Below are 27,000 nucleotides of genomic sequence, written 5' to 3'. Positions count from 1 at the left end.
AATATTTTATACGGCGCCTTCGGACGGCTTCTTGCCGAGCTCGACACCGAGCTGCTTGAGCTTGCGATACAGGTGCGTGCGCTCGAGGCCCGTCTTCTCCGCGACGCGCGTCATGCTGCCGTTTTCGCGCGCGAGGTGATATTCGAAGTACGCGCGCTCGAACGCATCGCGCGCTTCGCGCAACGGGATGTCGAACGGGATCGCGGCTGTCTGGCCCGCGAGGCCGAGTGCCGAAGCCATGTCGTCGCCGAGCGTCGGCAGCGCAGCTGCGGACGCAACCGCCGCGGGCCCCGCCGCCTGCCCTGCGCCGGCCTTCGCCGCCGCGTTCGCTGACACCGGCGCCGCACCGCGTGCAAGACCGTGCTCGACGGACTTCAGCAGCTTCTGCAGCGCGATGGGCTTCTCGAGGAAATCGAGCGCGCCGATCTTCGTTGCCTCGACGGCCGTATCGATCGTCGCGTGCCCGGACATCATGATCACGGGCATCGTCAGCAGCCCCTGCGCCGCCCACTCCTTGAGCAACGTCACGCCGTCGGTATCGGGCATCCAGATATCGAGCAGCACGAGATCGGGCGCCTGATTCAACCGGTATTCCCGCGCGGCCTGCGCGTTCTCCGCCGCCTCGACGACGTGTCCTTCATCGCTGAGGATCTCCGAGAGCAATTCCCGGATGCCCATTTCATCATCTACCACCAGGATGGTTGCCATTTACGCTGCCTTTGTCTGCTCACTTGCTTTTGTCTTGGCGGGGGCCGCCCCGTCCTGCACGCCCGATTCGGCGCCTGGCGCATCGCTCGCCATCTGCAGGAACAGGATCGACACCTGCGCACCCTCGACGGTCTCGCCGTGCATCCGATTGCGCAGATCGATCCGCGCACCGTGCTCATCGACGATCTTCTTGACCGTGGCCAACCCCAGACCCGTGCCCTTCGCCTTCGTCGTGACATAAGGCTCGAACGCGCGAGTCAGGATGCGCGCCGGAAAACCGGGCCCGTTGTCGGACACGGTAAGACGTACCGCGACGCGCGTTTTGCCCTCGGCGTCGGGATCGCCATATTCTACTGTCTTGGTTTCGATCAACACACGCGGATGCGCCGACTCCGCGACCGAATCCTGCGCATTCTGCAGCAGGTTGTGAATCACCTGGCGCAGTTGCGTCGCATCACCGCGTATCACCGGCAGCGACGGCGCGAGCTCGGCGACGATCGCGCTCTTGCCTTCGCCCACACCGTACAGCCCGAGCACCTCGCTCGCCAGTTCGTTCAACTGCAGGTTCGAGAGCACCGCCGGCGGCGTGCGCGCGTACTCGCGGAAATCGTCGACCATCCGCTTCATCGCGGCCACCTGGTTGACGATCATCGTCGCACCGCGCTTGAGCACGTCGGCATCGGGCGGTGCGAGCTTGTCGGAAAGCTTCATCTGCAGCCGTTCCGCCGACAGCTGAATCGGCGTCAGCGGATTCTTGATCTCGTGCGCGAGCCGGCGCGCAACTTCGCCCCACGCGACCGAGCGCTGCGCGGAAATCACGTCGGAGATGTCGTCGAACACCACGACGTAACCGGACGTCTGCGGATCGTCGGCCTGCCCCTCGACCGTCGACACGAGGCGCGTGCCGCGCACGAGCAACGTCAACGGATCGGCTTCGCCCGGTACCTCGATCGCGAACTGCTGCTGCCAGTGGCCGCGATCGCCGCTAGCGCCGTCGGACGCCGCTTCGCGATCGGCGAACGCCTTGCGCACCATCGCGCCGAACCCGGCGGCCACGCCGATCCGGTCGAGCGTCGTGCCGATCAGCGCGTTGAACGGCTGCCGGAAGATCCGCTCGGCGCCGCGATTGGCGGTCGTCAGCCGGAACTGGCGGTCGAGCACGAACACGCCAGCCGTCAGGTTCGCGAGGATGCTCTCGAGATACGTCTTCGAATGCTCGAGCGCGATGCGGTTCTTCTCGACCGCGAGCCGCGCCTCGGACAACTGGCGCGTCATCGCGTTGAACGACTGCGTGAGGAAACCGAGCTCGTCTCGCGTCTTGATCTCGCGCTTCGGCGTGTAGTCGCCTTCGGTGATCTCCTTCGTGCCTTGCGCGAGCAGGAACAGCGGCCGCGCGAGCTGCTGGCCGAGCGCGAGCGCGAGCATCATCGCGATGAAGGTTGCGAGGAACAGCGCAAGTGTCAGCGTGCCGATGTACATCTTGCGCAGCCCCGTGCGGCCGAGCGACTTTTCCTGGTACTCGCGATACGCGCGCTGCACGGCATCCGCGTTGTGGGCAAGCGTCGGCGGCACCGGCTGCGTGAGCTGCAGGAAGCGTTCCGCCGGCTGCAGCAGCGACGTCGACGCATCGGGGATCGGGCGCACCACGCGCAAGCGCAGCGCGCCCTTCGCGCCGTGCGCGCGCGGGTCGCCGTCGACTTCGCCCTCGATCGCCGCGTACGCGCCGTGTTCACGCGCCTGGTTCAGCATCAGCGGCGTTGGCAGGTCGTCCGGAATCAGCGCCGCGAAATTGCCCGACGCCTGCGCGACGATGTGCAGGTCGGGGGCCGCCCCCGAGCCGGCGCGGCTCGGCTCGACGATCGTCGCGTCCTGCACGCCGAACTGGTCGCGCAGCCGCAGCAGCGTGAGCGTCGTGCCATTCGTGTTCGCATCAACGCTCGCGAGCTGGTCGGACATCAGCCGCGCCTTCGTCTGCAGATCGGACAGCGACGCATCGAGCATCCCGCGGCCGAGGTTCAGGCCGGCCGTCAGCGCCGTCTCGACGTTCACGTCGAACCACGACTCGATGCTGCGCGACACGAACTGGTACGACACGATGTAGATGATCCCGCCCGGCACCACGCCGACGAGTGCGAAAAACACCGCGAGCTTCGCGAGCAGCCGCGTGCCGAACTTGCCCTTCCTCAGGCGCACGACGATCATCCCGATCAGCCCGAGCACCACGAGCAGGAACACGAGCGCGACGACGATGTTCGTCGCGTACAGCCACGAGTAGTAGCGGTCGAAGAATTCGGTATTCGCGCTCGCGGCTGCGAGCAGCACGAGCAGCAGCAGCGCGGTGAGCGCGACGGTCGAGACGATCACGCGAATGAGGAGGCTCTTCCCGCTGGCCGCGCGGCGCACTTTATTTAGCACGTTCGGTCACCGTGAAGTTGAAGCGCTTCCAGTCCGACCCGAGCGTCCAGTCGCGGTTGTTCACGGCATCGACCTGGAACGGCTTCGGCATCAGCGCCGTGTCGAGCTGCATCCGCACCGATGCCGTGTAGGTTTCACCGGCGCGCACCTGGTTGCGGTCGATCACGTGCCACGACGTGATGTGCCTGACGACCGCAAGCGCGTCCTTCAGCGACGGGAAGCCGAGCTGCAGGCCCCCCGTCGACACGCGATACTCGCGCGTGAGCGGCTGGAACGACAGGCGGATCGTCTGCGTCACCGCCACCGGCTGCTCGTCGAACCAGTACCAGCGCGCACGGCTCAACTCGAAGTCGGTCGTGAAATAAAGCGGAATGCCCTTGTTGACGGCATCCTCGAGGTTCGGGTTCAGCTCGAAATCGAAGCGTGCGTCGAGCGCCCAGCCGCTTCCGTCGGACTGGAGCGACGCGCGCTGCACGGCGATCGACTCGGCTTGCGCCGGCCGGACGACGGCCAGGCACAGCGTCAACGCGACCATCAGGACGGCCGCGAGCCGAAGTGGAAAAAGGTGTTTGATCGTCACCGTTTCTGAAACCGCGCGTAGAAAAATCCGTCGTGATCGGTGTTCTGGTCGAGTGCGCCGGCGGCCGCCCCTCCCTGCACTCCGCCCGGCAGCAGCTGGCCCGGGGCGTCCAATCGTACCGCATCTTCACAGGCCGCTTCAAACCAGCGGGCCTGCCATTCGCCTTCTTCGGGGAAGACCGAACAGGTCACGTAAAGCAGTTCGCCGCCCGGCTTCACAAGCGGCCACAACGCCGACAGGATGCGGCGCTGTTCCGCGACGAGCGCCGGGATGTCGGCCTCGCGGCGCAGCCAGCGAATGTCGGGATGCCGGCGCACGATGCCGGACGCCGAGCACGGCACGTCGGCAAGGATGCGGTCGAACGGGCGCCCGTCGTACCACGCGTCGGGGGCACCCGCATCGCCGACACGCACGTCCGCTTCGAGCGACAGCCGCACGAGGTTCTCGCCGATCCGTGCCGCGCGCGCGGCATCGCTTTCCAGCGCAACGACTTCCGCATCGGCCAGCTCGAGAATATGGCCGGTCTTGCCGCCGGGCGCCGCGCATGCGTCGAGCACGCGCATGCCGTCGCGCGCACCGAGCCATTCGGCTGCGAGCTGCGCGCCGGCGTCCTGCACCGACACGACGCCGTCGGCAAACCCCGGAATGCGATCGACCGGCAGCGCCGACGCGAGCCGCACCGCATGCCGGCCGATCGCGGTCGCTTCGATCCCGTTCGCGCGCAGCGTCTCGAGATAGGCGTCGACGCTCGCGCGGCGCGCGTTCACGCGCAGCGTCAGCGGCCCTTGCCGCTCGCCGGCCGCGAGGATCGCCTGCCATGCGTCGGGCCACGCGCGCTTCACCGAATCGACCCACCACGCGCGGTAGTTCCAGCGCGCGACGACATCGTCCTGCAGCGCCGCGACGAGCGCGTCGCGCTCGCGCAGGAAACGGCGCAGCACCGCGTTGACCATCCCCTTCGCGAACGCGCATTCGCGGCGCGCACCAATCACGGTCACGGCCTGGTCGACCACCGTGAACGCCGGATACGCGGCCTCGTCCGCCGGGTCGAGCAGCAGCGCGAACGCACCGGCGAGCACCGCGTGCACGTAGGCGGGCGGCGCCTTGCTGATGAGTCGGCCGATCAACCAGTCCGCACTGCCGAGGCGGCGCATCGTCCGGTAGGCGACGTCCTGCGTCGCCCCGCGCGCGAGCGCCTGCGCACCGGACGGCATCTGCGCGAATACCGCCGACAGCGCTGCCGGCAGCGCGGTGCCGCGCCGCACCGCATCGACCGCCTGCGCGGCCGCGTCGAGTGCGAAGCCGAGCGAATCGGGCGCGAGATGCAGCGCGGACAGGCGCGCCGGGCGGCCGGAAGAAGACGGAGCGGTAGAACGGGTTCGTGTCATCGGAGCAAATTCGGCAAACAAGCGCGGCAAGGGCACAGCAAGCAAATGCGGCAAACGGCGGGATCGCGGCGCCCGTGGGCCCTGCGATCCCAAACCGGGCATTGTAGCGTGCGATGCTGCAGGCCCTTTGGCCCCTTTACGGCTCGTGCAAATGAAACACCCCGCAGCGCGGGGCATGCGGGGTGGTGCGGCGGCCCCCGCGCGGCAACTGCCGCACGGTGTGCCGTGGCTTAGTCGAATCGGCCGGTACGCGCCATCTCCATCAGGCGCGCGATGCGCTCCTCGGTGGCCGGGTGCGTCGAGAACAGGTTCTGCAGGCCGCCGCCGTGCAGCGGGTTCATGATCATCATCTGCGCGGTGGCCGGATGCTGCTCGGCCGCCTGGAACGGGATGCCCGCCGCATAGCGATGGATCTTGTCGAGCGCGGTCGCGAGCGATTGCGGATCGCCGGAAATCTGCGCGCCGCCGCGGTCGGCCTCGAACTCGCGTGCCCGCGAAATCGCCATCTGGATCAACGCGCCTGCGATCGGTGCGAGCAGCGCGACCGCGATACCCGCGATCGGGTTGGCCGGCCGGCCATTCTCGTCGCGCCCGCCGAAGAACATCGCGAAGTTCGCGATGGCCGAGATCGCGCCCGCCATCGTCGCGGTGATCGTCGAGATCAGGATGTCGCGGTGCTTCACGTGTGCGAGCTCGTGCGCCATCACGCCGCGCATCTCGCGCTCCGACAGCACGCGCAGGATGCCCGTCGTCGCGGCGACCGCCGCGTGCTCGGGGTTGCGGCCCGTCGCGAACGCGTTCGGCGCATCCTCGTTGATCAGGTAGACGCGCGGCATCGGCAGGTTCGCGCGCGTGGCCAGCTCGCGCACCATCCGGTAGAACTGCGGCGCGGTGTTCTCATCGACTTCCTGCGCGTTGTACATGCGCAGCACCATCTTGTCCGAGAACCAGTAAGAGAAGAAATTCATGCCGAGCGCGAACAGCAGCGCGATCGTCATGCCCCGCGAACCGCCGATCATCCCGCCGATCACGATGAACAGGGCCGTGATCGCGGCCATCAGCATCGCCGTTTTGACCCAATTGAACATACCCACTCCTTATCCGTCAGGGGACCCGCCGCGCATCAAAAAGGCGCGACGGAAAATTGTAAGCGTTTTGTTAGATAAGGTCTTGCCGGAAAAATTCAATCTCACCGTTGCGATGTTGCAAGACGAAGACCGAGGCCGACGAAAGCGCTGCCGACCGTGCGGTCGAGCCATTTCCTGACGCCCGGCTTGCCGGAGAAGCGCGCCGTGACACTGCCCGCGACCCACGCGACGAGACTGGTCCACACCGTGCTCATCGCGACGAACACGCCGCCGAGGGTCAGGAACGCCCATGCCTTGTGCGGGCTGTCGGCCGACACGAACTGCGGGAAGAACGACACGAAGAACAGCACGACCTTCGGGTTCAGCACGTTGGTCCAGAAGCCCTGCATGAACAACTGGCGCAGCGGCTTTTCGGCTTGCGTGGCCGCCGTGCCGGACGGCCCGGCTGCCTGCTTCGCGACGATCATCCTCACGCCGAGGTAGATCAGGTAGGCGGCGCCGACCAGCTTGATCACCGTGAATGCGGCAGCCGATGCCGCGAGCAGCGCGGTCAGGCCGAAGGCGCAGGCGAGCGCATGAACGCAGCAGCCGGCCGAAATGCCGAGCGCCGACATCAGCCCCGCGCCGCGGCCCTGCGCAACGCTGCGGCCGACGATATAGGCCGTATCGGGGCCGGGCGTGACGTTCAGCAGGAAGACCGCCAGCACGAAGAAGCCGAAATGGGTGATGCCGAACATGAAAACCTCGAAACCGGGGAGCGCAGGGAAATTCTACGCGCGCCTGCCGCGCCGCGCGACTCGGCCATCCGGCCGATTGCGCACGCCCGGCAGGCCGTGTCGAATGACGGTCAGGTCGCGTCAGGCAACGTCGGTCAGCGCGAAACGCTGGCCCGCGGCGAGCGGCGAGCCGGCCAGGAATTCGCGCGCGGGCAGCCGCTTGCCGCCCGGCTTCTGCAACTGCGTGACGCGCAGCGCACCGCTGCCGCATGCGACGACCACGCCTTCCGGCGCGGCTTCGACGATCGTGCCTGGCGCCGCGTCGCCGCGCGCCGCCACCGGCTCGGCTGCCCACAGCTTGATCGCCGCGCCGTCGAGCGTCGCGACGCCGCCCGGGAACGGATCGAACGCACGCACCTGGCGCGCAAGCACGTCGGCCGGCTTGCGCCAGTCGAGCGCCGCTTCGTGCTTGCCGATCTTTTCCGCATAGGTCACGCCGTCGGCCGGTTGCGGCGTCGCCGGCAGCACGCCGTCGCGCTCGAGCTTCACGAGCGCGTCGACGATCAGTCGCGCGCCTTCGGCGGCGAGCCGGTCGTGCAGCGTCGCGGTCGTCTCGTCGGGCGCGATCGTCACGCGCGCTTCCTCGATCATCGCGCCGGTGTCGAGGCCGATGTCCATCTGCATCAGCGTGACGCCCGTCTCGGCGTCGCCGGCCTCGATCGCGCGGTGGATCGGCGCGGCGCCGCGCCAGCGCGGCAGCAGCGACGCGTGAATGTTGATGCAGCCGTCGCGCGGAATGTCGAGCACTTCCTGCGGCAGCAGCAGGCCGTATGCGGCGACCACCATCACGTCATGCGGCGTCGAACGCAGCAGCTCGATCGCGTCGGCCGCCTCGGCCGGATACTTGCCCGCGCGGCGCAGCGACGGCGGTTGCGCGACGGGCATCCCGTGCTCGACGGCGTAGCGCTTCACCGCGCTCGCCTGCAGTTTCATTCCGCGCCCGGCAGGGCGATCGGGCTGGGTGAGCACGAGCGGCACCGGGAAACCGGCCTCGTGGATCGCGGCGAGGGCAGCCGCGGCGAATTCCGGCGTGCCGGCAAAAACTACGCGCAACGTATGGGTCATGACAGCGTTCGGGGTCGGGCTGGGCGAACGCGCGTTACATCGCGCGTTCGAGTTTCTTCATCTTCGTCTTGATGCGCGTCTGCTTGAGCGGCGACAGGTATTCGACGAACACGCGCCCCATCAGGTGATCCATCTCGTGCTGGACGCACACGGCCAGCAGGCCCTCGCAGTCGAGCTCGAAAGTCTCACCCTGCTCGTTGAGCGCGCGCACGCGCACATGATCGGGACGCTCGACTTCGTCGTAGATGCCGGGCACCGACAGGCAGCCCTCTTCATAGATCTGCTTTGCATCGCTCGACCACACGATCTCGGGGTTGATGAACGCGCGCAGCTCGTTCTTCTCCTCGGAGACGTCGATCACGATCACGCGCTCGTGCACGTCGACCTGCGTGGCCGCAAGGCCGATGCCCGGCGCCGCATACATGGTCTCGGCCATGTCGGCGACGAGCTTGCGGATCCGGTCGTCGACCTTGTCGACGGGCTTCGCGACCTTGTGCAGCCGCTTGTCGGGGTAATGAAGAATATTGAGTAAAGCCATGGCGTTCGGTATTCGGTGGAGCGGCGTGCCGCATCGGCCATCCGGCCGGCTGGCGCTGCCGCCGGGATGCAATGAAGATGAGGCGGACGCGCGGCGAATCAATGCCGCGGATCATGCCTCCTGCAATCGGCCGGGCGCCTGCGCGCGCGGCCCTGTCGAGTATTTCGGATGATGAAAATTTTATCATGGCGGCACGCCGTCCGCTGGCCACCGCATTCGAGGGGCGCCTCATGTCGCCGCACGCGCTGACCACCTCCGCCGTGCGCGCGTGGCTGCAGCTCGCGCATGCGCCCGGCCTCGCCCCCGCCGCGCTGCAGGCACTGCTCGATGCGTTCGGCTCGCCGGACGCGCTGCTGCGTGCGCCCGACCACGCCATCGCCGCCGTGACCAGCGCCGCCGCCGCCCTGGCCGTGCGCGCAAGCGAGCGCGGCGATCTCGACGCGCGCACCGACGCCGCGCTCGCGTGGCTCGACGCGCCGGGCAACGCGCTCGTCACGCTCACCGATCCGGCCTATCCGCCGCGGCTGCGCGACCTGCACGATCCGCCGCTGCTGCTATATGTAAAGGGCCGGCTCGACCTGCTGCACGCGCGCAGTCTCGCCGTGGTCGGCAGTCGTCACGCCACGCCGCAGGGGCTCGCCGACGCAACGCACTTCGCACGCGAGCTGTCCGACGCCGGGCTGCCGATCGTGTCGGGCCTCGCGCTCGGGATCGATGCCGCCGCACATCGTGGCGGGCTCGACGGCCCGTCGGGCACGGTCGCGGTGATCGCGACCGGCGCCGATCTCGTCTATCCGGCGCGGCACCGTGCACTCGCCCACGAGATCGGCGCGCACGGCGCGATCGTGTCGGAATGGCCGCTCGGCACGCCGGCCCGCGCCGCCCACTTCCCGCAACGCAACCGGCTGATCGCCGCGCTCGCGGTCGGCGCGCTCGTCGTCGAGGCCGCGCCGCGCTCCGGCTCGCTGATCACCGCGCGGCTCGCGAACGAACTGGGGCGCGACGTATTCGCGATGCCGGGCTCGATCCACGCGCCGCTCGCGCAGGGCTGCCACGCATTGATCCGCGACGGCGCGAAACTCACGGCGGCGCCGCTCGATGTACTCGAGGAATACGGGCTGGGCGAAGCGAAAGCCGGCACGGCGGGCGGTGCGGCGTGTTCCGGGCATCCGTGCACGGATACCGGTGGCCCGCGCGAAGACGAAGCCGCCGCTCGGCGTGCCGTTACCGGGGTTATCCAGACTGGCGATGCCGTTCCGGCCACCGCGCCGGCCCGCAACGAAGCTCCGTCGCCGGCGCCACCGCTGCCCGCCACCCCGTCCGAACAGGCCGTGCTCGCCGCCTTGGGATACGGCCCCGTCACCTACGAATGGCTCGCCGAGCACAGCGGTCTGTCTGACGACGTGCTGCACCGGGCGCTGCTTGCGCTGGAACTGGCCGGCCGCGTTGCCAGCCTTCCCGGCGGACGCTTCGCACGGCTTGACGTGGCGCGCACCCCGCCCGTGCACGGCGTGCTACATTCCCCCGCATAGGGGCGGCCCGGCCGCCGACGATACCCAAGGAAACCCATGCCCGCGCTGAATCTCGACACCGATGCGGATCGGATCGCCGAGCGCCTCGCCGATCCCGGCACGTTGCTCGTCGCCTGCCTGTGCGCCGAGTGGTGCGGCACGTGCCGCGATTACCGGACGGCCTTCGACCAGCTCGCCGACGCACATCCGGACGCCTGCTTCGCCTGGATCGACATCGAAACGCATGCCGACCAGCTCGACGATCTCGACGTCGAGAACTTCCCGACGATCCTGATCGAAGATGCCCACACCGCCCGCTTCTTTGGCACGGTGCTGCCGCATGCGGCGATCGTCGAGCGGATGCTGTCCGACCTGAGCGCGGTACCCGGTGCGCCGCACGCACCGAAATTGCGCAATATCCTGGTCGTCGAAGCCTGAATTCGCGAGCCGGCCCGGTGGTTTTGCGCGCGTTTGCGCGCCCCGCCGCGCCGGGCGCTTGCCGCCGTTGCGGCCCCCCTCTATGATGGGCCGCTTTTTACGCGCTGAGCCGCCATCGCTGCGGCGTGTGCTATAAAGCGGTCGTAAAAGGGACCCACAACCGGCGAACCCGGTCTACCAACACACACCTGTCATGTCCAAAGCACTGATCATTGCGGAAAAGCCTTCTGTCGCGAACGACATCGCACGCGCTTTGGGCGGCTTTACCAAGCATGACGAGTATTACGAAAGCGACGATTTCGTCCTTTCGTCCGCTGTCGGCCACCTGCTGGAAATCGCCGCCCCGGAAGAGTACGAGGTCAAGCGCGGGAAATGGAGCTTCGCGCATCTGCCCGTCATCCCCCCGCATTTCGACCTGAACCCGATCGCAAAAAGCGAGTCGCGCCTCAAGGTGCTCACCAAGCTGCTGAAGCGCAAGGACGTCGACCGTCTGATCAACGCATGTGACGCGGGGCGCGAGGGCGAACTGATTTTCCGCCTGATCGCGCAGCACGCGAAGGCGAAACAGCCGGTCCAGCGCCTGTGGCTGCAGTCGATGACCCCGCAGGCGATCCGCGACGGCTTCGCGAACCTGCGCAGCGACGCGGACATGCTGCCGCTCGCCGACGCCGCACGCTGCCGCTCGGAAGCCGACTGGCTCGTCGGGATCAACGGCACCCGCGCGATGACCGCGTTCAACAGCAAGGGCGGCGGCTTCTTCCTGACGACAGTTGGCCGCGTTCAGACGCCAACGTTGTCGATCGTCGTCGAACGGGAAGAGAAAATCCGCCGCTTCGTCCCGCGCGACTACTGGGAAGTGAAGGCCGAATTCGCGTGCGCGGGCGGCTTCTACGAAGGCAAGTGGTACGACCCGAAATTCAAGCGCGACGAATTCGATCCGGAAAAGCGCGACTCCCGCCTGTGGAGCCTGCCGGCTGCCGAAACGATCGTCGCCGCGTGTCGCGACCAGGTTGGCACTGTCTCCGAGGAATCGAAGCCGTCGACGCAGCTGTCGCCGCTGCTGTTCGACCTGACGAGCCTGCAGCGCGAAGCGAACAGCCGCTTCGGCTTCTCCGCGAAGAACACGCTCGGCCTCGCGCAGGCACTGTATGAAAAGCACAAGGTGCTGACCTACCCGCGTACCGATGCACGCGCGCTGCCGGAAGACTATCTGTCGACGGTCGAGTCCACGCTCGAGATGCTCAAGGAGAGCAACAACTACCTGCCGCATGCGAAGCAGGTGCTCGACAAGGGCTGGGTGAAGCCGAACAAGCGGATCTTCGACAACTCGAAGATCAGCGACCACTTTGCAATCATCCCGACGCTGCAGGCGCCGAAGTCGCTGTCCGAGCCGGAGCAGAAGCTGTACGACATGGTCGTGAAGCGCTTCCTCGCCGTGTTCTTCCCGGCGGCCGAATTCCGCGTCACGACGCGGATCACCGAAGTCGCCGGCCATCACTTCAAGACCGAAGGCAAGGTGCTCGTCGAGCCGGGCTGGCTGCAGGTGTACGGCCGCGACGCCGAAGGCGCGGATGCGAACTTGGTGCCGGTGCAGAAGGACGAGAAGGTGAAGACGGACGAGATCGCCGCCGTCGCGCTCGTCACGAAGCCGCCCGCACGCTACTCGGAAGCGACGCTGCTGTCCGCGATGGAAGGCGCGGGCAAGCTCGTCGAGGACGACGAACTGCGCGAGGCGATGGCCGCGAAGGGCCTCGGCACGCCGGCCACGCGCGCGGCGATCATCGAAGGCCTGCTCGGCGAGAAATACCTCGTGCGCGAGGGCCGCGAACTGATCCCGACCGCGAAGGCATTCCAGCTGATGACACTGCTGCGCGGGCTCGGCGTGAAGGAACTCACCGCGCCCGAGCTCACCGGCGAATGGGAATACAAGCTGTCGCAGATGGAGCGCGGCAACCTCGGGCGCGAAGCGTTCATGCAGGAAATCGCCCGCATGACGCAGCAGATCGTGAAGCGCGCGAAGGAATACGATTCGGACACGATCCCCGGCGATTACGCGACCCTCGAGACGCCGTGCCCGAACTGCGGCGGCCAGGTGAAGGAAAACTACCGCCGCTTCGCATGCACGAAGTGCGAGTTCTCGATCTCGAAGATCCCGGGCAGCCGGCAGTTCGAGATCGCGGAAGTCGAGGAGTTGCTGCGCGAGAAGATGATCGGCCCGCTGTCCGGCTTCCGCAGCAAGATGGGCCGCCCGTTCTCGGCGATCCTCAAGCTGACCTTCGACGACGAGACGAAGAACTACAAGCTCGAATTCGACTTCGGTCAGGACACGGGCGGCGAGGAAGGCGAAGCGCCCGACTTTTCCGCCCAGGAGCCGGTCGGCGCGTGCCCGAAGTGCAAGGGCCGCGTGTTCGAGCACGGGATGAGCTACGTGTGCGAGCACTCGGTGGCCAACCCGAAGACCTGCGACTTCCGCTCGGGCAAGGTGATCCTGCAGCAGGAAATCACGCGCGAGCAGATGGGCAAGCTGCTTGCCGACGGCCGTACGGATCTGCTGCCGAACTTCAAGTCGTCGCGCACGGGCCGCAACTTCAAGGCCTTCCTCGTGAAGCAGCCGGACGGCAAGATCGGCTTCGAGTTCGAGAAGAAGGAGCCGAAGGCCGCTGCCGCGAAGAAGACGGCAAAATCGGCGACGAAGGACGCCGAAACCGTGACGGAAGGCGCCGAGGAGAAACCGGCACCGGCTCGCAAAACCGCCGCACGCAAGACGACGGCGCGCAAGACTGGCTCGTGACGGCCTGACGGGCCGGGGTTCTCCCGGCCATGCCGAACGCCGGCAGGCAGCCATAAAAAACGCGGATCGATTGCTCGATCCGCGTTTTTCTTTGTGCCGGCGACAAGTGCCGCCCGGCCATCGCGCCGTTACAGCGGCGACGGCGCCGCGACGCGCGTGCGCGGCGAACGCGGCAGGCGCGGCGACAGGTTCGGATCGGCCGACTCCGGCTGCTCGGCACGCGTCTCGACACCGATCGGCGCGAGCACCGAACTCTGCGCGGCCCACTGCTCGCCCATCGTCGCGTCGGTCGAGTGGCTGAAATGCTCGACGAGGTGGTCGATAAACGTGCGCACCTTCGCGGGCAGATGGCGCCGGCTCGGGTAAGCGATGTTGATCTCGACCTGCGGCAGCCGGAAATCCGGCAGCAGCCGCACGAGCGCGCCGCGCGCGATGTCGCCGCCGATCAGGTAGCTCGGCAGGATCGCGACACCCATCCCGAGCAGCGCGAACTGGCGCAGCATCGCGGTGTTGTTCGCGACGATCACGTTGGTCGGGCGCACGCGCACTTCGCCGTCCGGCCCCGTGAACACACGCTCGTCACCCCAGTATTCGGTCGGCAGGCTCAGGCTCGGGTGCTCGGCGAGATGCTCCGGATGGGTCGGCACGCCGTGCTTCTCCAGGTAGCTCGGCGTCGCACACACGGTCATGCAGCCGGTGGTCAGGCGCCGCGTGACGATGCTCGCGCTACGCATCTGGCGCGTGACGACGATGCCGACGTCGAAGCCTTCCTCGACGAGATCAACCTGCCGGTCGACCAGCGTGAGATCGGGCACCACTTTCGGGAAATTCTCCGTGTACGACTGCAACACGGGCGCAAGGTTGTGCAGGCCGAACACGACAGGCGCAACGATGCGCAACGTTCCGACCGGCTCGTGATTGCGGGCGACGACCATCTGCTCGACGTCCTCGAGCTCATCGAGGATCTGGCGAGCCCGCTCCAGATAGACCTGGCCTGACTCCGTCAGGGAAAGACTGCGCGTAGTGCGGTTCAGCAAACGCGTGCCGAGCCGGCCTTCCAGATCGGCGACGTGACGCGTCGCGACCGCGTTGGAGATATCCATTGCACTCGCGGCCCGCGCAAAACTGCCGAGATCTGCAACCTTGACGAACACGCGCATCGACTGCAAATGATCCATAAACGACTCCTGCCGCTGTTACAACTTCAAAAAGATGAAGCAAATGCGTAATTCTCCTACGACAGCGGAAATGATGCAGAGTTGCTCAACAAGGCCCCTCTTGGCGATAAAAATAGTCAAAAATCCTCGGCTCCCGCGGATAGTTGATCCAATTATTCTGATTGGAGCAACAATTGGGTGAACCTCGTCGAGTAAGCGGCCGAATCAGGAAGGACGTATTTGATGCGACACAACAGCGCACCCTTCCGCCCACCGCGCGAGCGGCGCCGGGTCAGGCTGCCGCCAATTGCGGCGGAGCGTAACAACCTGTTAAAAAGACACCATGAAGGCGGCCGACGTAGCATCATGTCGGCCCCGGCCGGGCGGGACGGGTGCGCAACGTGCGCCGCCGCCACCGCCGCTTTCAACGCGCGACACCCGCTCACCATGAAAATTGCCATCCTCGACGACTACCAGGACGCCGTCCGCAAGCTGAACTGCTTCGAGATGCTTGCCGACCACGACGTGAAGGTCTTCAACAATACGGTGCGCGGATTGGGACAACTCGCCAGCCGTCTGGCGGAAGTCGAGGCACTCGTGCTGATTCGCGAACGGACCCCGATTTCGTCGCAACTGCTCGCCAAGCTGCCGAACCTGCGCATGATCAGCCAGACCGGCCGCATTTCGAGCCACATCGATCTCGACGCGTGTACCGACCGCGGCATCGCGGTGCTCGAAGGCACGGGCTCGCCGATTGCCCCCGCCGAACTGACCTGGGCGCTCGTGATGGCCGCCCAGCGCCGCATTCCGCAATACGTCGCGAACCTGAAGCAGGGCGCGTGGCAACAGTCGGGCCTGAAGACGTCGGCGATGCCGCCGAACTTCGGCCTCGGCCAGGTGCTGCGCGGCCAGACGCTCGGCATCTGGGGCTACGGCAAGATCGGCCGGCTCGTCGCCGGCTACGGCAAGGCGTTCGGGATGAACGTGCTGATCTGGGGCCGCGAGCATTCGCTCGAGGCCGCGCGCGCCGACGGCTATACGGCCGCCGAAAGCCGCGAGGCGCTGTTCGAGCAGAGCGACGTGCTGTCGCTGCACCTGCGCTTGCATGACGACACGCGCGGGATCGTGAAGCAGGAAGACCTCATGCGGATGAAGCCGACGTCGCTGCTCGTCAACACGAGCCGCGCCGAACTGCTCGAGGAAAATGCACTGGTCAACGCGCTGTCGCACAACCGTCCGGGAATGGTCGCGATCGACGTGTTCGAGAGCGAGCCGATCCTGCAGGGCTACAGCCTGCTGCGGATGGAAAACGTGATCTGCACGCCGCACATCGGCTACGTCGAACGCGAAAGCTACGAGCTCTACTTCAGCGCGGCATTCCGGAACATCCTGGCGTTCGACCAGGGCGACATGTCGAGCGTCGTCAATCCGGAAGCACTGACGCCGCGCCGCGTGCGCTGAGCGCCGCGGGCCGCGCCTGCCGCGCGGCCCTGCATCCTGCTTCCCGTCTTCAGGCGGCCACGCGGCCGCCCGTCATCGCGCCGACGCGCGTGAGGAAATGCTCGCCGTCGCGCCGCCCGAGGTCGTACGCATGCCGCATCTGCGACGGGCTCGTGTAATCCCAACTCGAAATCGGCACCTTGCTCGACGGCTGCACGTACAGCCGCCGCTGCTCGCCATGCGCGACCGTGAACATCTGCGGGCGCGGGTACAGCCGCGTGACGAGCACCAGCACGTCGCCGGGCGCCGGGTCGAGCGCGTCGACCGGCACGTTGTCGACCATCCCGCCGTCCAGCACGGGCCGGCCGCCGCGGCGCAGCACCGGCGTGAACGGCGGCGTGCAGGACGACTGCAGGATCAGGTCGGCGAGCTCGTCGACGCTCGCGCAGGCCTGCGCGCGCACGAATTCCGGCCGAAAGCCGAGCGTGCGCCCGAGCGTCGGGTGCAGCGTCTTGCGCACGTACTTTTCGATGTTGTACGCGACGAGGCCGGCGGCCACTGCGCTGCGCGCGCCGAGCCAGCGCGGCACGTGCGACACGCCGATGCGGATCTCCGGTGCCGCGGCAAGCTGCGCGAACGGCTCGCCGTAGATGTCGAGCAGCGCCTGGCGGTAAATCCGGTAATGCGGAAACACGGGCTCGCGCCCGAACAGGTTGCCCCAGTACGCGTTCTTCCGGTTGTGGCGCAGCGCCTCTTCGTAATAGCGCATCACCCAGGCGGCATCGCGCGTATACAGCATGCATGCGGTCGCCGCGCCGGCCGAGATGCCGGTGATCACGCGCGGGCGCAGGCCGAGCGCCGGCTGGGCGATGTCCCAGAAGCCAGCCTGCCACCAGCAGCGATTGCCGCCGCCCGCAAAGACGATCTGGTCGAACATCGCGCGCTCAGCTGACGAGCGCGTAGGTCGACGTCGCGTGGACGGCCATCTTGCCGTCCTCGTCGAACAGCTCGACTTCGCCGAACACGAGGTTGCGGCCCATCCGCAGCACGCGCGCGGTGACGAGCACGTCGCCCTTGCGCACGGGCCGCATGAAGTTCGTGTTCAGCGATACGGTGGTCATCGGCCGGAACTCGCCGAGCGCGGCCGAGATCGCGACCACCATCGCGGTGTCGGCGGCCGCCGTGAACACCTGGCCGCAGATGATGCCGCCCGAATGGCGGAATTCGCCGGAAAACGGCAGGCGCAGCGTGACGCTGTCGTCGCCGATCGACACGGGGACCAGACCGAGCGAGCGGACCCAGGGGGCCAGCAGGCGATCCAGCAATTCGCGGACTGCGTTTTCGTCCATCTTCGAAAGCCCAGAAAGCGTTGCGCGACCGCCGCGCAACACGTGTGGCGTCATCATACCGGGAGCGCGGAAACTGCGATCGCTCGTCACCGGGCCGACAACTGCCGTCGTCGTTGCGAAATATTTTGAGGAAATTTGCAGAAAGAGCTTGCAAGACTCGAAATACCCATGCATAATCTTTCTTCTGTTGGGGGCGTTAGCTCAGTTGGTAGAGCAGCGGACTCTTAATCCGTAGGTCGAGTGTTCGAGTCACTCACGCCCCACCAAAGAATTCAAAGGCTTAGCTTCGGCTAGGCCTTTTTTCTTGCTCCGCAGAAAACGCGTTGCTCCGCAATGCACCGGACGCGATCGCTTCATCCACCGCCAAACAGGCACGCTCGGCGTCACGGCGAGCACCGCGCCAAAGTAGCAGCCGCGCCATCCAAATAACGGCTCCAACGCCCACGGCCGCACGTACAAACTTCGATCCCAACCGCCCCATCGCACGTCTCCGACTAAAATACGACACCAGCTAGCCTAGAGCGCCCCCATGACCGGCGACGACAACTTGGACACCATGACGCCCGAGCAAGACCATTCCTTCTGGCTCAAACTCAGCTCTGACGACGGCGCAGCCGCTCACGACCACTTGGCACGCGGATTCCCCGTCTACTTTCAGACACCCAAAACGCCGGCAGGCGTCATCGAGAAGCTCTATCCCAACGGAAAACGGGAATATGTCCGATTCGACCTTACCGGCGAACACCCCGCCATGGACATACCCTGCCCGGAAAACATCACTTCGTAGGTCCGACCTTGTCACCCTTACGTTCCCGAACGTAGTGCTCCGTCATCGTCAAAGACGCATGACCTAACTGAAGCTGAGCCGCCCGAATATCACCAGACGACTCCGTTTTATCCGTGCCGGCCTTTGCACGAAGATCACGAAACTGGAAATCGCCTTTACCGACCTTCGCAGCCAGCCTGGCACGGTCGAACCGAAAACGCAGCGCGTCGGAAAGCATACGCTCACCCTTCTCATTCACAACCAGCGCATCCGTCTTCGCCCCGCACCGAACCTTGCGATCCCTGATGCGCTGAATGACCACCGCCAGCTCACCGGATACCGTTATGCGGAGCTTCTTTCCCCGCTTACCCTGCTCAATCCAAAGTTCATCGCCCCGAATGTCTGCCTCACAAAACCTCAACGTATCGGCAGGCCGCTGACCCGTCAGGTACGCAAGATCCATCGCATCGCGGGTAGGCTCGTCGGCCACGGCCCAAACCCGCTTGAAAACATCATCCTCGACATATACGGAGCGCCCACTCTCCTTATTCCGCCTAACACCCACGCAAGGGTTCACCGCGTCAGTAATGCCGTGCTCCCGAGCAAAATTAAACACATGCGAAAACAAAGCGACCTCCCGATTCGCCCGGATATGCCCAGGCCTCACCGGCACCGGCCTGCCTCTCTCGACATACCACTGACGCGCCTGCTCGGAACGCCACGCGAGATACTGCTTCACATGCACTGGCCTAATTTCCGATAACTTCGCCGGAGGATTGTCAAAAAATTTATAGAGGTTCACGAGCTCAAGCAAATTGTCGCGCTGAGTGCGCCGCGCTTTTGTAGGCAGAACTTCCCGCACGTATCGCTCAGCGGCGTAGCGAAAAGTCACAAGCTCGGCATGCGCAGATTTACCGTCGGCCTCCAGCTCAGACCACTTTCGGACCGCCTCAACGAAATCTGCCCCTAACGCAATCTCGCGCCGAGGCGAACCGCCCGTGTCGTAGTAGTAGTACACCACCCCGCTACGTTGCTTACGCGCACGCAACCGAGGCGGCAAATTAAGGTTCTTCCACGGACGACGACCCATATCACCCCATCAAAACGTTCGGCTGCCACGACGGACGCGGCACCTGTTCCCTACGCCCTTCAACGACCGACCGAGCCACAACCGGACGGCCCGCCGCGTTGACAAAAAACGCTATCCCCATACGCCGCAATGCTTCGATCTGCTTAGATTTCACTTTGCGCCCAGTCAAAACCACAAGCTCCTCAACCGACAGAAAGGTGTTGGTCACAGTCACACCTCTCTGGTTGAAAGCCAAAAACACCCAAGCCCTTCATTCCAATAACTCTGACAGCGGTCCAACGTCGCCCCCGCCCACTGCGCGGCACGAAACGCCGTCTTGATCGCCTCAACCGGGGAGTCCCCCGCCAACTGCGCAATCGCCTGACGCTCAGGAACAGGTATTCCCCTGCTAGTCCAATACCGCTTCTCATTGAGGGCGTGCTCTGCGAAATCCTTTGTGATGTACTTGCCAATATACGAAGCCAGCTTGTGCCGAAGTCCTTTCTCTCTGAACGGGTTTTTCACATGGACCCGAACGCTTTCACAACCAACCACGCGCCCCCAAACAGAGCGCAACACGCGGTAGTTCTGTCGCCCCTTCACAGCTATGTGCAGATGCCACGCGCCACGCTTCTGACGCTCCGCGACCGCCACGTAATGAAAATCTTGAAGTCTCGATAAGCGTCTACGGAAAGCATCGAAATCCTTCTTCAGCCGCGCCTTGTCCGTCATGTTCTCGTGGTACGTCAGTGTGATCATGCGATCAGCGCCGATCGCCTTACAGCGCAGCCGAACCTGTTGCTTAGCGCGCTTCGCAGCGTCCATCAGATTCTGGTCAGTGTTCTCCGACTCTCCGCGCTTGGCACGAGGCATCAAACACAGTCTCCCAGCACCCACGTATCGATCAAACCGATCCACCGTTACCTCGACCTGTCCATCATCGAATTTCCGGCCGCGAACAACCCACTCTCGACTGAAAGCCGAGAAATTGCCTATACTCTCGTCGTGCATTGCAACTCACCTTTGTAATGCAGTTGTAGGAAGCCTCGAACCGTTGCAGCGGCCGAGGCTTTTTTTTTTTACATAACAACCATCTCGAAAAGCTCTCGACTAATGCCTTCCTGGCGAATCTCCGCCACCCAGTTCCGAAGCTCTTCTAGCGTCCGAAATCGCTTAATGCCGTCCGGCATCGGACCGTGCCCACCGGTATAGAGCCAGCAGCCACCAAGCTGCTTTTCAGGTCGATTGGCAAGCACCAATGAACCCGCGACTACGCACCAATCCTGCCCAACACCGACGACGCTCACGGGAATGCACCCCTCGGAAGTCGTCACCTGCAAACCCTTCACGACCCCGATAAGCTCCACTCGCTCTTCAAACGTCGTTTCCCAAAAGTCCGGGAGTTCCTTCGCAATACGAATCCGCTCAGCATTCATCGCATGTCTCCAAAGTAGTCCTCACCCTCATCGCTACGTCGCTTACGTTAAGTGTCCCTGATATAAAGATAGGCGCGCTTCGCGCGCCGGGCTGTACGCGCTACGCCGCGTCCTACCCGGCGCGCGCCACACGCAACCTCTTTCTGCACTGGTCCACCCCCTACCTAGCATCGCGCTACGGTTCGGCATGGGTTGCGCCGCCCCATGGCCGACACAACCCACGACCTCAGCGTACAGCGGTATAGCTGGCGTCAAGGCCACGCCCTCCGGGTCGCTATCGCGAGCCTTGACCCCAGCGCACACTCCATCGCCTACGTCACAACTTGGGTGCTTCCACACGCTGCACCTGCAAGACAAGCAACACCTCCGTCCGCCCCTTCGACGAGCCGTGACCATCGAGGAAACGCGGCAACCAGCCGAGGCTGTTATTGGTCGAGCTATCCGTGTCCTGCACCAGCCCACCGATCACGATTACCTCGCCATCCTTCATGCTCACCGTCGTCTGCATCTGGCGAGTGTTCTTCGTCGGCGAGTTGTTCACGCCAGTCGTCGTCGCCACGAAGCTAGACATCTGCTCTTGCAGCTGCACCTGTATCGCGTCAGCCATCACGGTCGGCTGCACATCGAAAATCAGACCTGCATCCTGATACTGCACCGACTGGACAGGCGTCCCGCTAACGCCCTGGTAGCTGATGCTGCCAAGCGTCGGCACCTGCGACCCAACATTCAGCCGCACGCTCGAACCCGACAGCACCCTCGCATGCGGATCGCTCACCTGCTTGAACCGAGTATCAGCGTTCAACGCCGAAATCGCGACGTTCAAGTAGTTGCTCGTAAAGCGCAGCGCAGTCGCATCCTGATCGGTCGGCCCGTTCGACAGCGACACTTGGCCTCCAATACCGTTCAGCACTTTCGCCGCAATCGAAAACGCCGAATTCGTGTCGTTCTCGGTGCTCACCTCATATACCCAGCCACGAACCACGACCTCGCCAGCGGCCCGGTCGAGCTGCGGCAACAACTGCTTGACCTTCCGAACCTCCGACGCCGACGCCACGAAAACCAGATCATCAGCCGCCGACACGCCCGAACGCGACGGAACCGGCAATGCGGCAGGCATCGCAGCGGACACACCAGAAGACGCCACAGGAGTCGCCGCCGCATCAGACGGCAGACCACCAACCGCAGCCGCCGAAGCCGTCATACGCCCGGAAAACAGCGGCTGCACCACTTGCGCCAAATAATCCGCCGTGCGGTAACGCGGGCGATACACAAACGTCTCCTGCTCGGGCTGCTTAACCTCTTCCGCTGGCTTCTTCGACACGAAGTCCACGCCGTCACGCGTTTCGACCTTAAACCCCTGCGAGTCGAGAAACACCTTCACAAACGAGTGCAGATCGCCCGACTTCCCGTCGTACTGGAAGGACACGAGCCGTGTATCCGACAACACATCGGAGCTGATAACGTGCGGCACGTGCATGGCATCGCCATAGAGCAGATCGACAAGCTGCCCGACATTCACAAACCGCAGATCGAACGCCCCGCCCTTCACGCGCGGAAACGGCCGAAGAGGCACGGTCGGCAACGACTCCGCGCTGGCCGGCACAACCGATCCCAACGCCGGCAACGAAGGCAACGGCGGCACCGACTCCGCAGCCACGGCCGACCACGACAACAGCACTCCACACACTGCCCCGGTCAACCGTTTCATCCGCGCCCCCCGCCCGCGTTATCGTTTTTCCCAGCCGACCCGCCCGTCCACACCGCCACCCGTTCGCCGTCCACCATCCCGCTTACGCCCAACGTCTCACCTTTGAAGTCATCCGCAGACTCACGCCGGAAACGACCCGCGTTGTCGGCAAGCAGCACGAACCCCCGACCGTCGATCGCGTACTGACCGGCCACTCGCCACTTATCCGACGCCTGGCCCCTCGCCCTACCCCCCGACGACGAACCGCCCACGGACGCACCTGAAGCGCCCACAGCGCCCTCCGCAGCCTTCGCCTTACCCAACACGCCGAACCCACCGGAAACACTCGAAAAGCCCCGCCACGCGAAAAACACCGCACACAGCAACGCCACCGGCAAAATGAAAAGCGCCTTCGGTGTCACCGCCTTCGGTTTCGTATGCAGCTCCGCGCTCGTGTACAAGTTAAACACGTCTCTCGGATAACCCCACACGTGCTTCACGGCATCCCGAAAACCGCTGTTCGGGTTGTGCGTCATATCCCACTCGTAGATCATCGCGCGCCGACCACCAAACAACCGACGCACATGCACATGCCGCCCGACCAGATCGCGAATCGTTTTGTTCATCCGGTTCGGATGCTGCGTTATAACGACGATGTCCACCCCGTAATGCCGGTGCACGTGCAACTTCTCGATATCCTCACTGGCCTTCGTCGACGCCGGCACCTGCGGCCAAATACGCTGCACCTCATCGACCACGATCACATCATTAGGCTGGCAGTGCTTGAACCACTCCCGCACCATTTCGTCGTCCCACAGCTCGTGATCGATCGCCAAACCCTTAATGCCGTTCGCCACGATCCGCCGCCCCGCCTTAATCTCCTTCTGCAATGACCAAACCGTCCACAACGTCTTGCCGCTCCCCGGCACCCCAGTAACCAGCGTGATAGCCATATCGCCCCCTACTTAATGAAGAACTTCTTCGCGCTCGACGCGCCCGCAATCGCAACACGTGCACTGATCGCCCCACCGATGTACCCGAACCCCTGAAAAATCCCGCCCATCGCCAACAAGCTCGCAAGATCGGACGGCAAACCACCGACCGACGACTGAAGCCACGAAATCGCCTGATTCACGGCCAGATCAATCCCGCTCACGGTCAACACGCCGACGCCCAACGCGATCAGCGCATTCACAACCAGCGGAGCCGCCAGCGAAAGCAACCACGCGGCCCAAGTCATCGCGAATACCTCGCCACCACCGCGTCAAAGGCATCCCCCGCATGCTCGGCCCGGTGCACCAAGTCCCAAGTCAGATAGCCGAAAAACACCACGACCACCGAACAGAAAACACAAAGCACTTTCATCCCGACACCCCCATAGCAACAATCAACGCCGCCGCCAACGCGCAAAGCGCCAGCACCAACGGGCGCAGCTTCTGCACCATCGAACACAAAGGATCAAACGCAAACGACAACTGAGTACCCAGCACCGTCACCACCTGAGGCGACGGACATGCCCCATCGGACGGCCCCACGTCCCACGCATTCATCGGCACGTTCACCGAGCTCGTCGGAATCGGAGGCGTAGCAGGCGCAGTCCCCAAGGGCTGACACGCAGCCGCGTTCGGATACTGCGTACAGTCGTTAGGCGAGGACGAATTAGTGGTCGTGCCCGTTCCGGTCCCTGTTCCGGTACCCGTCCCCGTTCCCGTGCCTGTCGCCGAAGCCGTCGGCGAAATCGGAATCACCGTCGTTCCCGAAGGCGCGGGCACGGTCAGCATGTCGCCCCACGTTGGCGTCACACCGGCAGACCCCACATCCCCAGTCGTCACCGGATTCACCGCGTCATAAGGCATCCCCGTATATCCCGGCTGCGCCGCCGCGTCCTGCCACAACCGGTTAGCCAAGTCCGCCAAAAACTGCTGCGGCACAGGCGAGGCCGGCTGTGCAGCGGCCGCCTGTTGCAAATAGCCCGCCACAGTCGTCAAATTCCCCGTCACAGGATTCACCAAACCCTGCACCGTACCCGCAGTCGCATTCGTGATCTGACGCGTATAGTCAGGCTCATTCGCCTGATCGCTCGAGCCAGTACGCGTGTCGGTGACCGTCACGCTGATGTAGTTCGTGCCGCCCGTGTTCGTCACAATCGACCACGAGCTCAACGTGTAAGACTCAACCGCGCCATACGAGTCAGGCGTACCCGCGTTCCAAGGCATCGTCAAAAATGTGTACCACTGCGCGAACTGCTGCGGCGTCGTCGCATACAGCTCGGCCGCCCCATCAGGCGTGAAATACGAAATCCCCGGCTGCGTCGTTGACGACGGCGCCAGCGGCAATGCCCAACACGGCTGCGTCGAAAGACAGTTACTACCGCGATACATGGGCGCGCCCTGCGCCAACGCATTGATCCAGCAGTTGTAGCCCGGCGTACAGGTCTGCCCACTCCCAGCACTCAACGAACCCGGATACGCGAAATTCGTCACTGCCGCCGTCGGCCCCACCGTCACCGACACCGGCATAGGCGCACCGTCCGGCGTCTTAGCCGTCCCGGTCGCCAACGAAAACTGCACATCGCGCGACACCAAGTAAGCCGCACCGCCCAAAATCCCGGCTCCCGCCGCAACCGTCAGCCAGACCGGCGAAGTCGCAATGCCCACCACCGCCGTCAAAGCCGCACTGCCATACGACAATGCGCTCGCAGCGACACCGATAGCCGTCTCAGAAGTCGCCGCAGCCGCGGCTGACACCGCCAGTCCCCGACGCGCTAAATTAGCCGCAATCGAATTCCAGATAGCTGTGTTCACGGTCCCGGAGAACGCACCCGCAGGCAACGCGATCGACTGCGCCTGAGCCTGTTGCTGCACGAGCACCGACAGCAACGCAAAACCTACGACGAACTTCCTCATAGCAATCAACCAAAAATGATGTAACCAGCCACCAAACACGTAGCGCTGATAATCGCCACGACCTCGTAATACCAAGTCATCGCTAAAGCTCCCCTGTTGAGTTCACAAACTCACGAAGCGCGCGAACACACCACGCCATTGCCAACACGCCTATCACCGCCGCCCCAATCTGCAACCCGGCCACCTCGCCACCCGGCATCGGCTGATCGCTGCTAAAAGTCGAGACCTGCAAAAACAACGCGTTGCCGCTCGAATCCGTCCCGCAGCTCACCTGCTGACCGCCCGCCTGTGCATACGTGACCCCGCTCACGCCCCCCGGCCCGCACACAATTGCAGTCACAGCCATCGCAACACCTCACCTGAAAAAAAGGCGTCCGGAGCTACCCAGACGCCTCATACACGCGCTGCGGCCCCGCCGATCAACGACCGATAAAGCCCTTTACGATTCGATAACCCCATGCAACAACCACGATGCTTAACACGGCAGCTCCGATTGCAGCAATCGACGTTGCCACCGCGCTGATCGACGTAACGGTGCTCGTCACATCCACACCCGACGCCTGAGCGAAAGCGCCAGTCGAAGCAGCAGCACCACCAGCTACAACAGCCAACTTCTTATTCAGACTCTTCATCTTGCTTACCCTCTTTGGTCTACCTCACGGCCCGTTGAATAGGATTCGTTCGAATGGGCCACTTTCGAACGAATCGACTTCGTAGGAGGATCACGACGCAGCAGAATCCGCGTCGCGTAGTCCACCCCCTTACAGATCAAGTAAATGCTCAAAATCACGTTCAACAGGCAGAGCTGAGATGCCACCGGGTCAACCGCATAGCTACCCAACGCATCCATTTAGTTCTCCTCTACACAAGAACCAAAAAAAATTGCACCACAACAACACACCCAAGCCCTCGCGTCGGCTTCGATCATTAAGCCGCCTTAGGCTGAGGCTTGGGAGTTCCAAACGCCGTAAGTGAAACGATCTGCGGCACTAGCCGCCCCTGGTCTAGCCCGTAGCCCTCGCCGAACGAAAACTCGGCAAGATAATCGCCCGGCTGAATGTCTTCGAACTTTTTGGAAGGCAAGTTAATGGTGCCCACGACAACTTCCTCACCCCCTCCTTCACTGTGCTGAGTGAGGATGCAATGTGCCGTTCTAATAGTGAAGGCCAGCCCCGTCTTCCGCGAGCTCCCGGTTTTCGTCACGATTGCCAAAACAGTAAGTTTTTGTTTCGCCATGATTATCTCGTAAATTATTCAATGTGAAGTTGACTCATCGCGCCGTGCGCAGGACAAACATTACAAGCCACTCCGCAATTCATCAATCAGACAATTAGCGTTAAGCCGGTCCATTGATAGACAATAAGATTTACGAAATCGCGAAATCGGATATACATAATGATTTACAAACGCCGATATACGATGCGAATTACAAAACCACGCAAACCGTTGACAATAAAAGAATTTCAATGGGAAAACGAAGGGGGGATGCACAAGCAAGCACAAACCGCAACAAAATTATTTTTCTCGCGTTGCAACCTTGCAACTCCCTAGCCGATCACCCCGGACAAGCTCCAATTCACGCAAAACGCTTGCACCGCAACGCCGCACGCGACAAGCGCCGGAGACGTCTACATTGCACCGCAACCGTCCCGCACAGTACGCCGGGCAAAGCTTCGCCGAGACACAAACACGACAATCTGCGGTGCGCAAATTCAAACCAGCGACTTGATTAATATGGCTTTTTATGTGGACTCTTAATCCGTAGGTCGAGTGTTCGAGTCACTCACGCCCCACCAGGAATTCCGAAGCCCGGTTAGCGAAAGCTAACCGGGCTTTTTCCTTTTCCGCCGTCGCACACGCGGCGCGCGCCCTGTCGCAGTACGCCACCGCAC

Annotated in this window: 26 protein-coding genes and 1 tRNA gene; 6 read left to right on the top strand and 21 right to left on the bottom strand. The window is 64.1% G+C overall.

The genetic code is table 11. The features are described 5' to 3' along the window. Positions 1 to 6: 6 nt before the first annotated feature. The 8 genes from esaR to def all read right to left on the bottom strand — a co-directional run bounded on the left by esaR (position 7) and on the right by def (position 8,558). Entirely contained in the window at positions 7 to 708 is a 702-nt protein-coding gene (gene esaR, locus FFS49_RS27345; RefSeq protein WP_021163978.1) for a response regulator transcription factor EsaR, read from the bottom strand. Further along, entirely contained in the window at positions 709 to 3,123 is a 2,415-nt protein-coding gene (esaS, locus tag FFS49_RS27340) for a sensor histidine kinase EsaS (RefSeq protein WP_039353773.1), read from the bottom strand. Further along, complete coding sequence (locus FFS49_RS27335; protein WP_069249149.1) at positions 3,113 to 3,703, bottom strand: DUF4390 domain-containing protein; 591 nt, start codon at positions 3,701 to 3,703, stop codon at positions 3,113 to 3,115. Before FFS49_RS27335 ends, esaS begins: the two co-directional genes overlap by 11 nt. Then, the gene (gene rsmB, locus FFS49_RS27330) at positions 3,700 to 5,091 is read right to left on the bottom strand and encodes a 16S rRNA (cytosine(967)-C(5))-methyltransferase RsmB (RefSeq protein ID WP_105817442.1); all 1,392 of its coding nucleotides are present in this window, start codon (positions 5,089 to 5,091) and stop codon (positions 3,700 to 3,702) included. Before rsmB ends, FFS49_RS27335 begins: the two co-directional genes overlap by 4 nt. Before the next feature lie 230 nt (positions 5,092 to 5,321). Then, on the bottom strand, positions 5,322 to 6,179 hold the full coding sequence (gene htpX / locus FFS49_RS27325; protein WP_011353570.1) for a zinc metalloprotease HtpX: 858 nt from the start codon (positions 6,177 to 6,179) through the stop codon (positions 5,322 to 5,324). A gap of 101 nt (positions 6,180 to 6,280) precedes the next feature. After that, positions 6,281 to 6,916, bottom strand: a complete 636-nt coding sequence (locus FFS49_RS27320) for a LysE family translocator (RefSeq protein ID WP_105817443.1) — start codon at positions 6,914 to 6,916, stop codon at positions 6,281 to 6,283. Positions 6,917 to 7,036: 120 nt separating this feature from the next. After that, positions 7,037 to 8,020, bottom strand: coding sequence for a methionyl-tRNA formyltransferase (gene fmt / locus FFS49_RS27315; protein ID WP_039353758.1), 984 nt, complete (start codon positions 8,018 to 8,020; stop codon positions 7,037 to 7,039). Positions 8,021 to 8,054: 34 nt separating this feature from the next. Next, complete coding sequence (gene def / locus FFS49_RS27310) at positions 8,055 to 8,558, bottom strand: peptide deformylase (RefSeq protein WP_006477461.1); 504 nt, start codon at positions 8,556 to 8,558, stop codon at positions 8,055 to 8,057. Positions 8,559 to 8,743: 185 nt separating this feature from the next. On the opposite strand from def, the gene dprA reads away from it, so the two are divergent. The 3 genes from dprA (at position 8,744) to FFS49_RS27295 (ending at position 13,298) form a co-directional block, all read left to right on the top strand. After that, positions 8,744 to 10,090 (top strand): DNA-processing protein DprA, encoded by a 1,347-nt coding sequence (gene dprA, locus FFS49_RS27305; protein WP_171026846.1) that lies wholly within the window; start codon positions 8,744 to 8,746, stop codon positions 10,088 to 10,090. A gap of 36 nt (positions 10,091 to 10,126) precedes the next feature. Further along, positions 10,127 to 10,507: a thioredoxin family protein gene (locus tag FFS49_RS27300; protein WP_105817445.1), complete on the top strand. Its 381-nt coding sequence runs from the start codon at positions 10,127 to 10,129 to the stop codon at positions 10,505 to 10,507. Between the two features lie 193 nt (positions 10,508 to 10,700). Further along, entirely contained in the window at positions 10,701 to 13,298 is a 2,598-nt protein-coding gene (locus FFS49_RS27295) for a DNA topoisomerase III (RefSeq protein WP_105817446.1), read from the top strand. 128 nt (positions 13,299 to 13,426) lie between these two features. On the opposite strand, the gene FFS49_RS27290 is transcribed toward FFS49_RS27295, so the two are convergent. Beyond that, positions 13,427 to 14,476: a LysR family transcriptional regulator gene (locus tag FFS49_RS27290; RefSeq protein ID WP_039353749.1), complete on the bottom strand. Its 1,050-nt coding sequence runs from the start codon at positions 14,474 to 14,476 to the stop codon at positions 13,427 to 13,429. A 426-nt stretch (positions 14,477 to 14,902) separates the two neighbouring features. On the opposite strand from FFS49_RS27290, the gene FFS49_RS27285 reads away from it, so the two are divergent. Next, positions 14,903 to 15,916 (top strand): D-2-hydroxyacid dehydrogenase family protein, encoded by a 1,014-nt coding sequence (locus FFS49_RS27285; RefSeq protein ID WP_039353916.1) that lies wholly within the window; start codon positions 14,903 to 14,905, stop codon positions 15,914 to 15,916. Between the two features lie 49 nt (positions 15,917 to 15,965). Here the strand turns inward: FFS49_RS27285 and FFS49_RS27280 are convergent, their stop codons facing one another. Then, positions 15,966 to 16,832 (bottom strand): patatin-like phospholipase family protein, encoded by an 867-nt coding sequence (locus FFS49_RS27280; protein ID WP_039353747.1) that lies wholly within the window; start codon positions 16,830 to 16,832, stop codon positions 15,966 to 15,968. Positions 16,833 to 16,839: 7 nt separating this feature from the next. Next, positions 16,840 to 17,244, bottom strand: a complete 405-nt coding sequence (locus tag FFS49_RS27275) for a PaaI family thioesterase (RefSeq protein WP_006477449.1) — start codon at positions 17,242 to 17,244, stop codon at positions 16,840 to 16,842. Between the two features lie 190 nt (positions 17,245 to 17,434). Here FFS49_RS27275 and FFS49_RS27270 point away from each other — a divergent pair. Further along, positions 17,435 to 17,510 (top strand) — tRNA-Lys (locus FFS49_RS27270). Between the two features lie 263 nt (positions 17,511 to 17,773). After that, positions 17,774 to 18,031 carry a hypothetical protein gene (locus tag FFS49_RS27265; RefSeq protein ID WP_204086233.1) on the top strand — a complete coding sequence of 86 codons (258 nt, stop codon included), beginning with the start codon at positions 17,774 to 17,776 and terminating at the stop codon, positions 18,029 to 18,031. On the opposite strand, the gene FFS49_RS27260 is transcribed toward FFS49_RS27265, so the two are convergent. From FFS49_RS27260 to FFS49_RS27205, 10 genes are all read right to left on the bottom strand, one after another. Continuing rightward, positions 18,021 to 19,028: a tyrosine-type recombinase/integrase gene (locus FFS49_RS27260; RefSeq protein ID WP_308728262.1), complete on the bottom strand. Its 1,008-nt coding sequence runs from the start codon at positions 19,026 to 19,028 to the stop codon at positions 18,021 to 18,023. The two genes, FFS49_RS27265 and FFS49_RS27260, sit on opposite strands and share 11 nt — an antisense overlap. Positions 19,029 to 19,101: 73 nt before the next feature. Next, positions 19,102 to 19,314, bottom strand: coding sequence for a DUF4224 domain-containing protein (locus FFS49_RS27255; RefSeq protein ID WP_105817449.1), 213 nt, complete (start codon positions 19,312 to 19,314; stop codon positions 19,102 to 19,104). Then, a complete protein-coding gene (locus FFS49_RS27250; protein WP_226285485.1) occupies positions 19,311 to 19,904 on the bottom strand; it encodes a hypothetical protein in 594 nt (197 codons plus the stop codon). Before FFS49_RS27250 ends, FFS49_RS27255 begins: the two co-directional genes overlap by 4 nt. A 254-nt stretch (positions 19,905 to 20,158) precedes the next feature. Next, positions 20,159 to 20,515: a hypothetical protein gene (locus FFS49_RS27245; RefSeq protein ID WP_105817451.1), complete on the bottom strand. Its 357-nt coding sequence runs from the start codon at positions 20,513 to 20,515 to the stop codon at positions 20,159 to 20,161. Positions 20,516 to 20,831: 316 nt separating this feature from the next. Further along, on the bottom strand, positions 20,832 to 22,223 hold the full coding sequence (locus tag FFS49_RS27240) for a type II secretory pathway protein (RefSeq protein WP_105817452.1): 1,392 nt from the start codon (positions 22,221 to 22,223) through the stop codon (positions 20,832 to 20,834). Continuing rightward, complete coding sequence (locus tag FFS49_RS27235; protein ID WP_105817453.1) at positions 22,220 to 23,155, bottom strand: zonular occludens toxin domain-containing protein; 936 nt, start codon at positions 23,153 to 23,155, stop codon at positions 22,220 to 22,222. Before FFS49_RS27235 ends, FFS49_RS27240 begins: the two co-directional genes overlap by 4 nt. A gap of 8 nt (positions 23,156 to 23,163) precedes the next feature. Beyond that, positions 23,164 to 23,442 carry a DUF2523 domain-containing protein gene (locus FFS49_RS27230; protein WP_105817454.1) on the bottom strand — a complete coding sequence of 93 codons (279 nt, stop codon included), beginning with the start codon at positions 23,440 to 23,442 and terminating at the stop codon, positions 23,164 to 23,166. Between the two features lie 121 nt (positions 23,443 to 23,563). Beyond that, complete coding sequence (locus FFS49_RS27225; RefSeq protein ID WP_137910293.1) at positions 23,564 to 25,183, bottom strand: virulence factor TspB C-terminal domain-related protein; 1,620 nt, start codon at positions 25,181 to 25,183, stop codon at positions 23,564 to 23,566. Positions 25,184 to 25,527: 344 nt separating this feature from the next. Further along, positions 25,528 to 25,740: a major capsid protein gene (locus FFS49_RS27215; protein WP_105817458.1), complete on the bottom strand. Its 213-nt coding sequence runs from the start codon at positions 25,738 to 25,740 to the stop codon at positions 25,528 to 25,530. Between the two features lie 295 nt (positions 25,741 to 26,035). Then, positions 26,036 to 26,344 (bottom strand): cellulose synthase, encoded by a 309-nt coding sequence (locus FFS49_RS27205; protein ID WP_226285486.1) that lies wholly within the window; start codon positions 26,342 to 26,344, stop codon positions 26,036 to 26,038. Between the last annotated feature and the right edge of the window lie 656 nt (positions 26,345 to 27,000).

The sequence above is a fragment of the Burkholderia sp. 4NA327C6 genome (assembly GCF_005502655.1).
GTDB lineage: Bacteria > Pseudomonadota > Gammaproteobacteria > Burkholderiales > Burkholderiaceae > Burkholderia > Burkholderia contaminans.
Note: the sequence above shows the minus strand (reverse complement) of the source record. Positions and strands in the feature narration are given on the sequence as shown.

Bases quoted from the DNA above. Each gene is read 5' to 3' on its own strand.
- esaR (WP_021163978.1), bottom strand. From the start codon at position 708: ATGGCAACCATCCTGGTGGTAGATGATGAAATGGGCATCCGGGAATTG.
- rsmB (WP_105817442.1), bottom strand. From the start codon at position 5,091: ATGACACGAACCCGTTCTACCGCTCCGTCTTCTTCCGGCCGCCCGGCG.
- htpX (WP_011353570.1), bottom strand. From the start codon at position 6,179: ATGTTCAATTGGGTCAAAACGGCGATGCTGATGGCCGCGATCACGGCC.
- FFS49_RS27320 (WP_105817443.1), bottom strand. From the start codon at position 6,916: ATGTTCGGCATCACCCATTTCGGCTTCTTCGTGCTGGCGGTCTTCCTG.
- fmt (WP_039353758.1), bottom strand. From the start codon at position 8,020: ATGACCCATACGTTGCGCGTAGTTTTTGCCGGCACGCCGGAATTCGCC.
- def (WP_006477461.1), bottom strand. From the start codon at position 8,558: ATGGCTTTACTCAATATTCTTCATTACCCCGACAAGCGGCTGCACAAG.
- dprA (WP_171026846.1), top strand. From the start codon at position 8,744: ATGGCGGCACGCCGTCCGCTGGCCACCGCATTCGAGGGGCGCCTCATG.
- FFS49_RS27300 (WP_105817445.1), top strand. From the start codon at position 10,127: ATGCCCGCGCTGAATCTCGACACCGATGCGGATCGGATCGCCGAGCGC.
- FFS49_RS27295 (WP_105817446.1), top strand. From the start codon at position 10,701: ATGTCCAAAGCACTGATCATTGCGGAAAAGCCTTCTGTCGCGAACGAC.
- FFS49_RS27290 (WP_039353749.1), bottom strand. From the start codon at position 14,476: ATGGATCATTTGCAGTCGATGCGCGTGTTCGTCAAGGTTGCAGATCTC.
- FFS49_RS27285 (WP_039353916.1), top strand. From the start codon at position 14,903: ATGAAAATTGCCATCCTCGACGACTACCAGGACGCCGTCCGCAAGCTG.
- FFS49_RS27280 (WP_039353747.1), bottom strand. From the start codon at position 16,832: ATGTTCGACCAGATCGTCTTTGCGGGCGGCGGCAATCGCTGCTGGTGG.
- FFS49_RS27275 (WP_006477449.1), bottom strand. From the start codon at position 17,244: ATGGACGAAAACGCAGTCCGCGAATTGCTGGATCGCCTGCTGGCCCCC.
- FFS49_RS27265 (WP_204086233.1), top strand. From the start codon at position 17,774: ATGACCGGCGACGACAACTTGGACACCATGACGCCCGAGCAAGACCAT.
- FFS49_RS27250 (WP_226285485.1), bottom strand. From the start codon at position 19,904: ATGGACGCTGCGAAGCGCGCTAAGCAACAGGTTCGGCTGCGCTGTAAG.
- FFS49_RS27245 (WP_105817451.1), bottom strand. From the start codon at position 20,515: ATGAATGCTGAGCGGATTCGTATTGCGAAGGAACTCCCGGACTTTTGG.
- FFS49_RS27240 (WP_105817452.1), bottom strand. From the start codon at position 22,223: ATGAAACGGTTGACCGGGGCAGTGTGTGGAGTGCTGTTGTCGTGGTCG.
- FFS49_RS27235 (WP_105817453.1), bottom strand. From the start codon at position 23,155: ATGGCTATCACGCTGGTTACTGGGGTGCCGGGGAGCGGCAAGACGTTG.
- FFS49_RS27230 (WP_105817454.1), bottom strand. From the start codon at position 23,442: ATGACTTGGGCCGCGTGGTTGCTTTCGCTGGCGGCTCCGCTGGTTGTG.
- FFS49_RS27215 (WP_105817458.1), bottom strand. From the start codon at position 25,740: ATGAAGAGTCTGAATAAGAAGTTGGCTGTTGTAGCTGGTGGTGCTGCT.
- FFS49_RS27205 (WP_226285486.1), bottom strand. From the start codon at position 26,344: ATGGCGAAACAAAAACTTACTGTTTTGGCAATCGTGACGAAAACCGGG.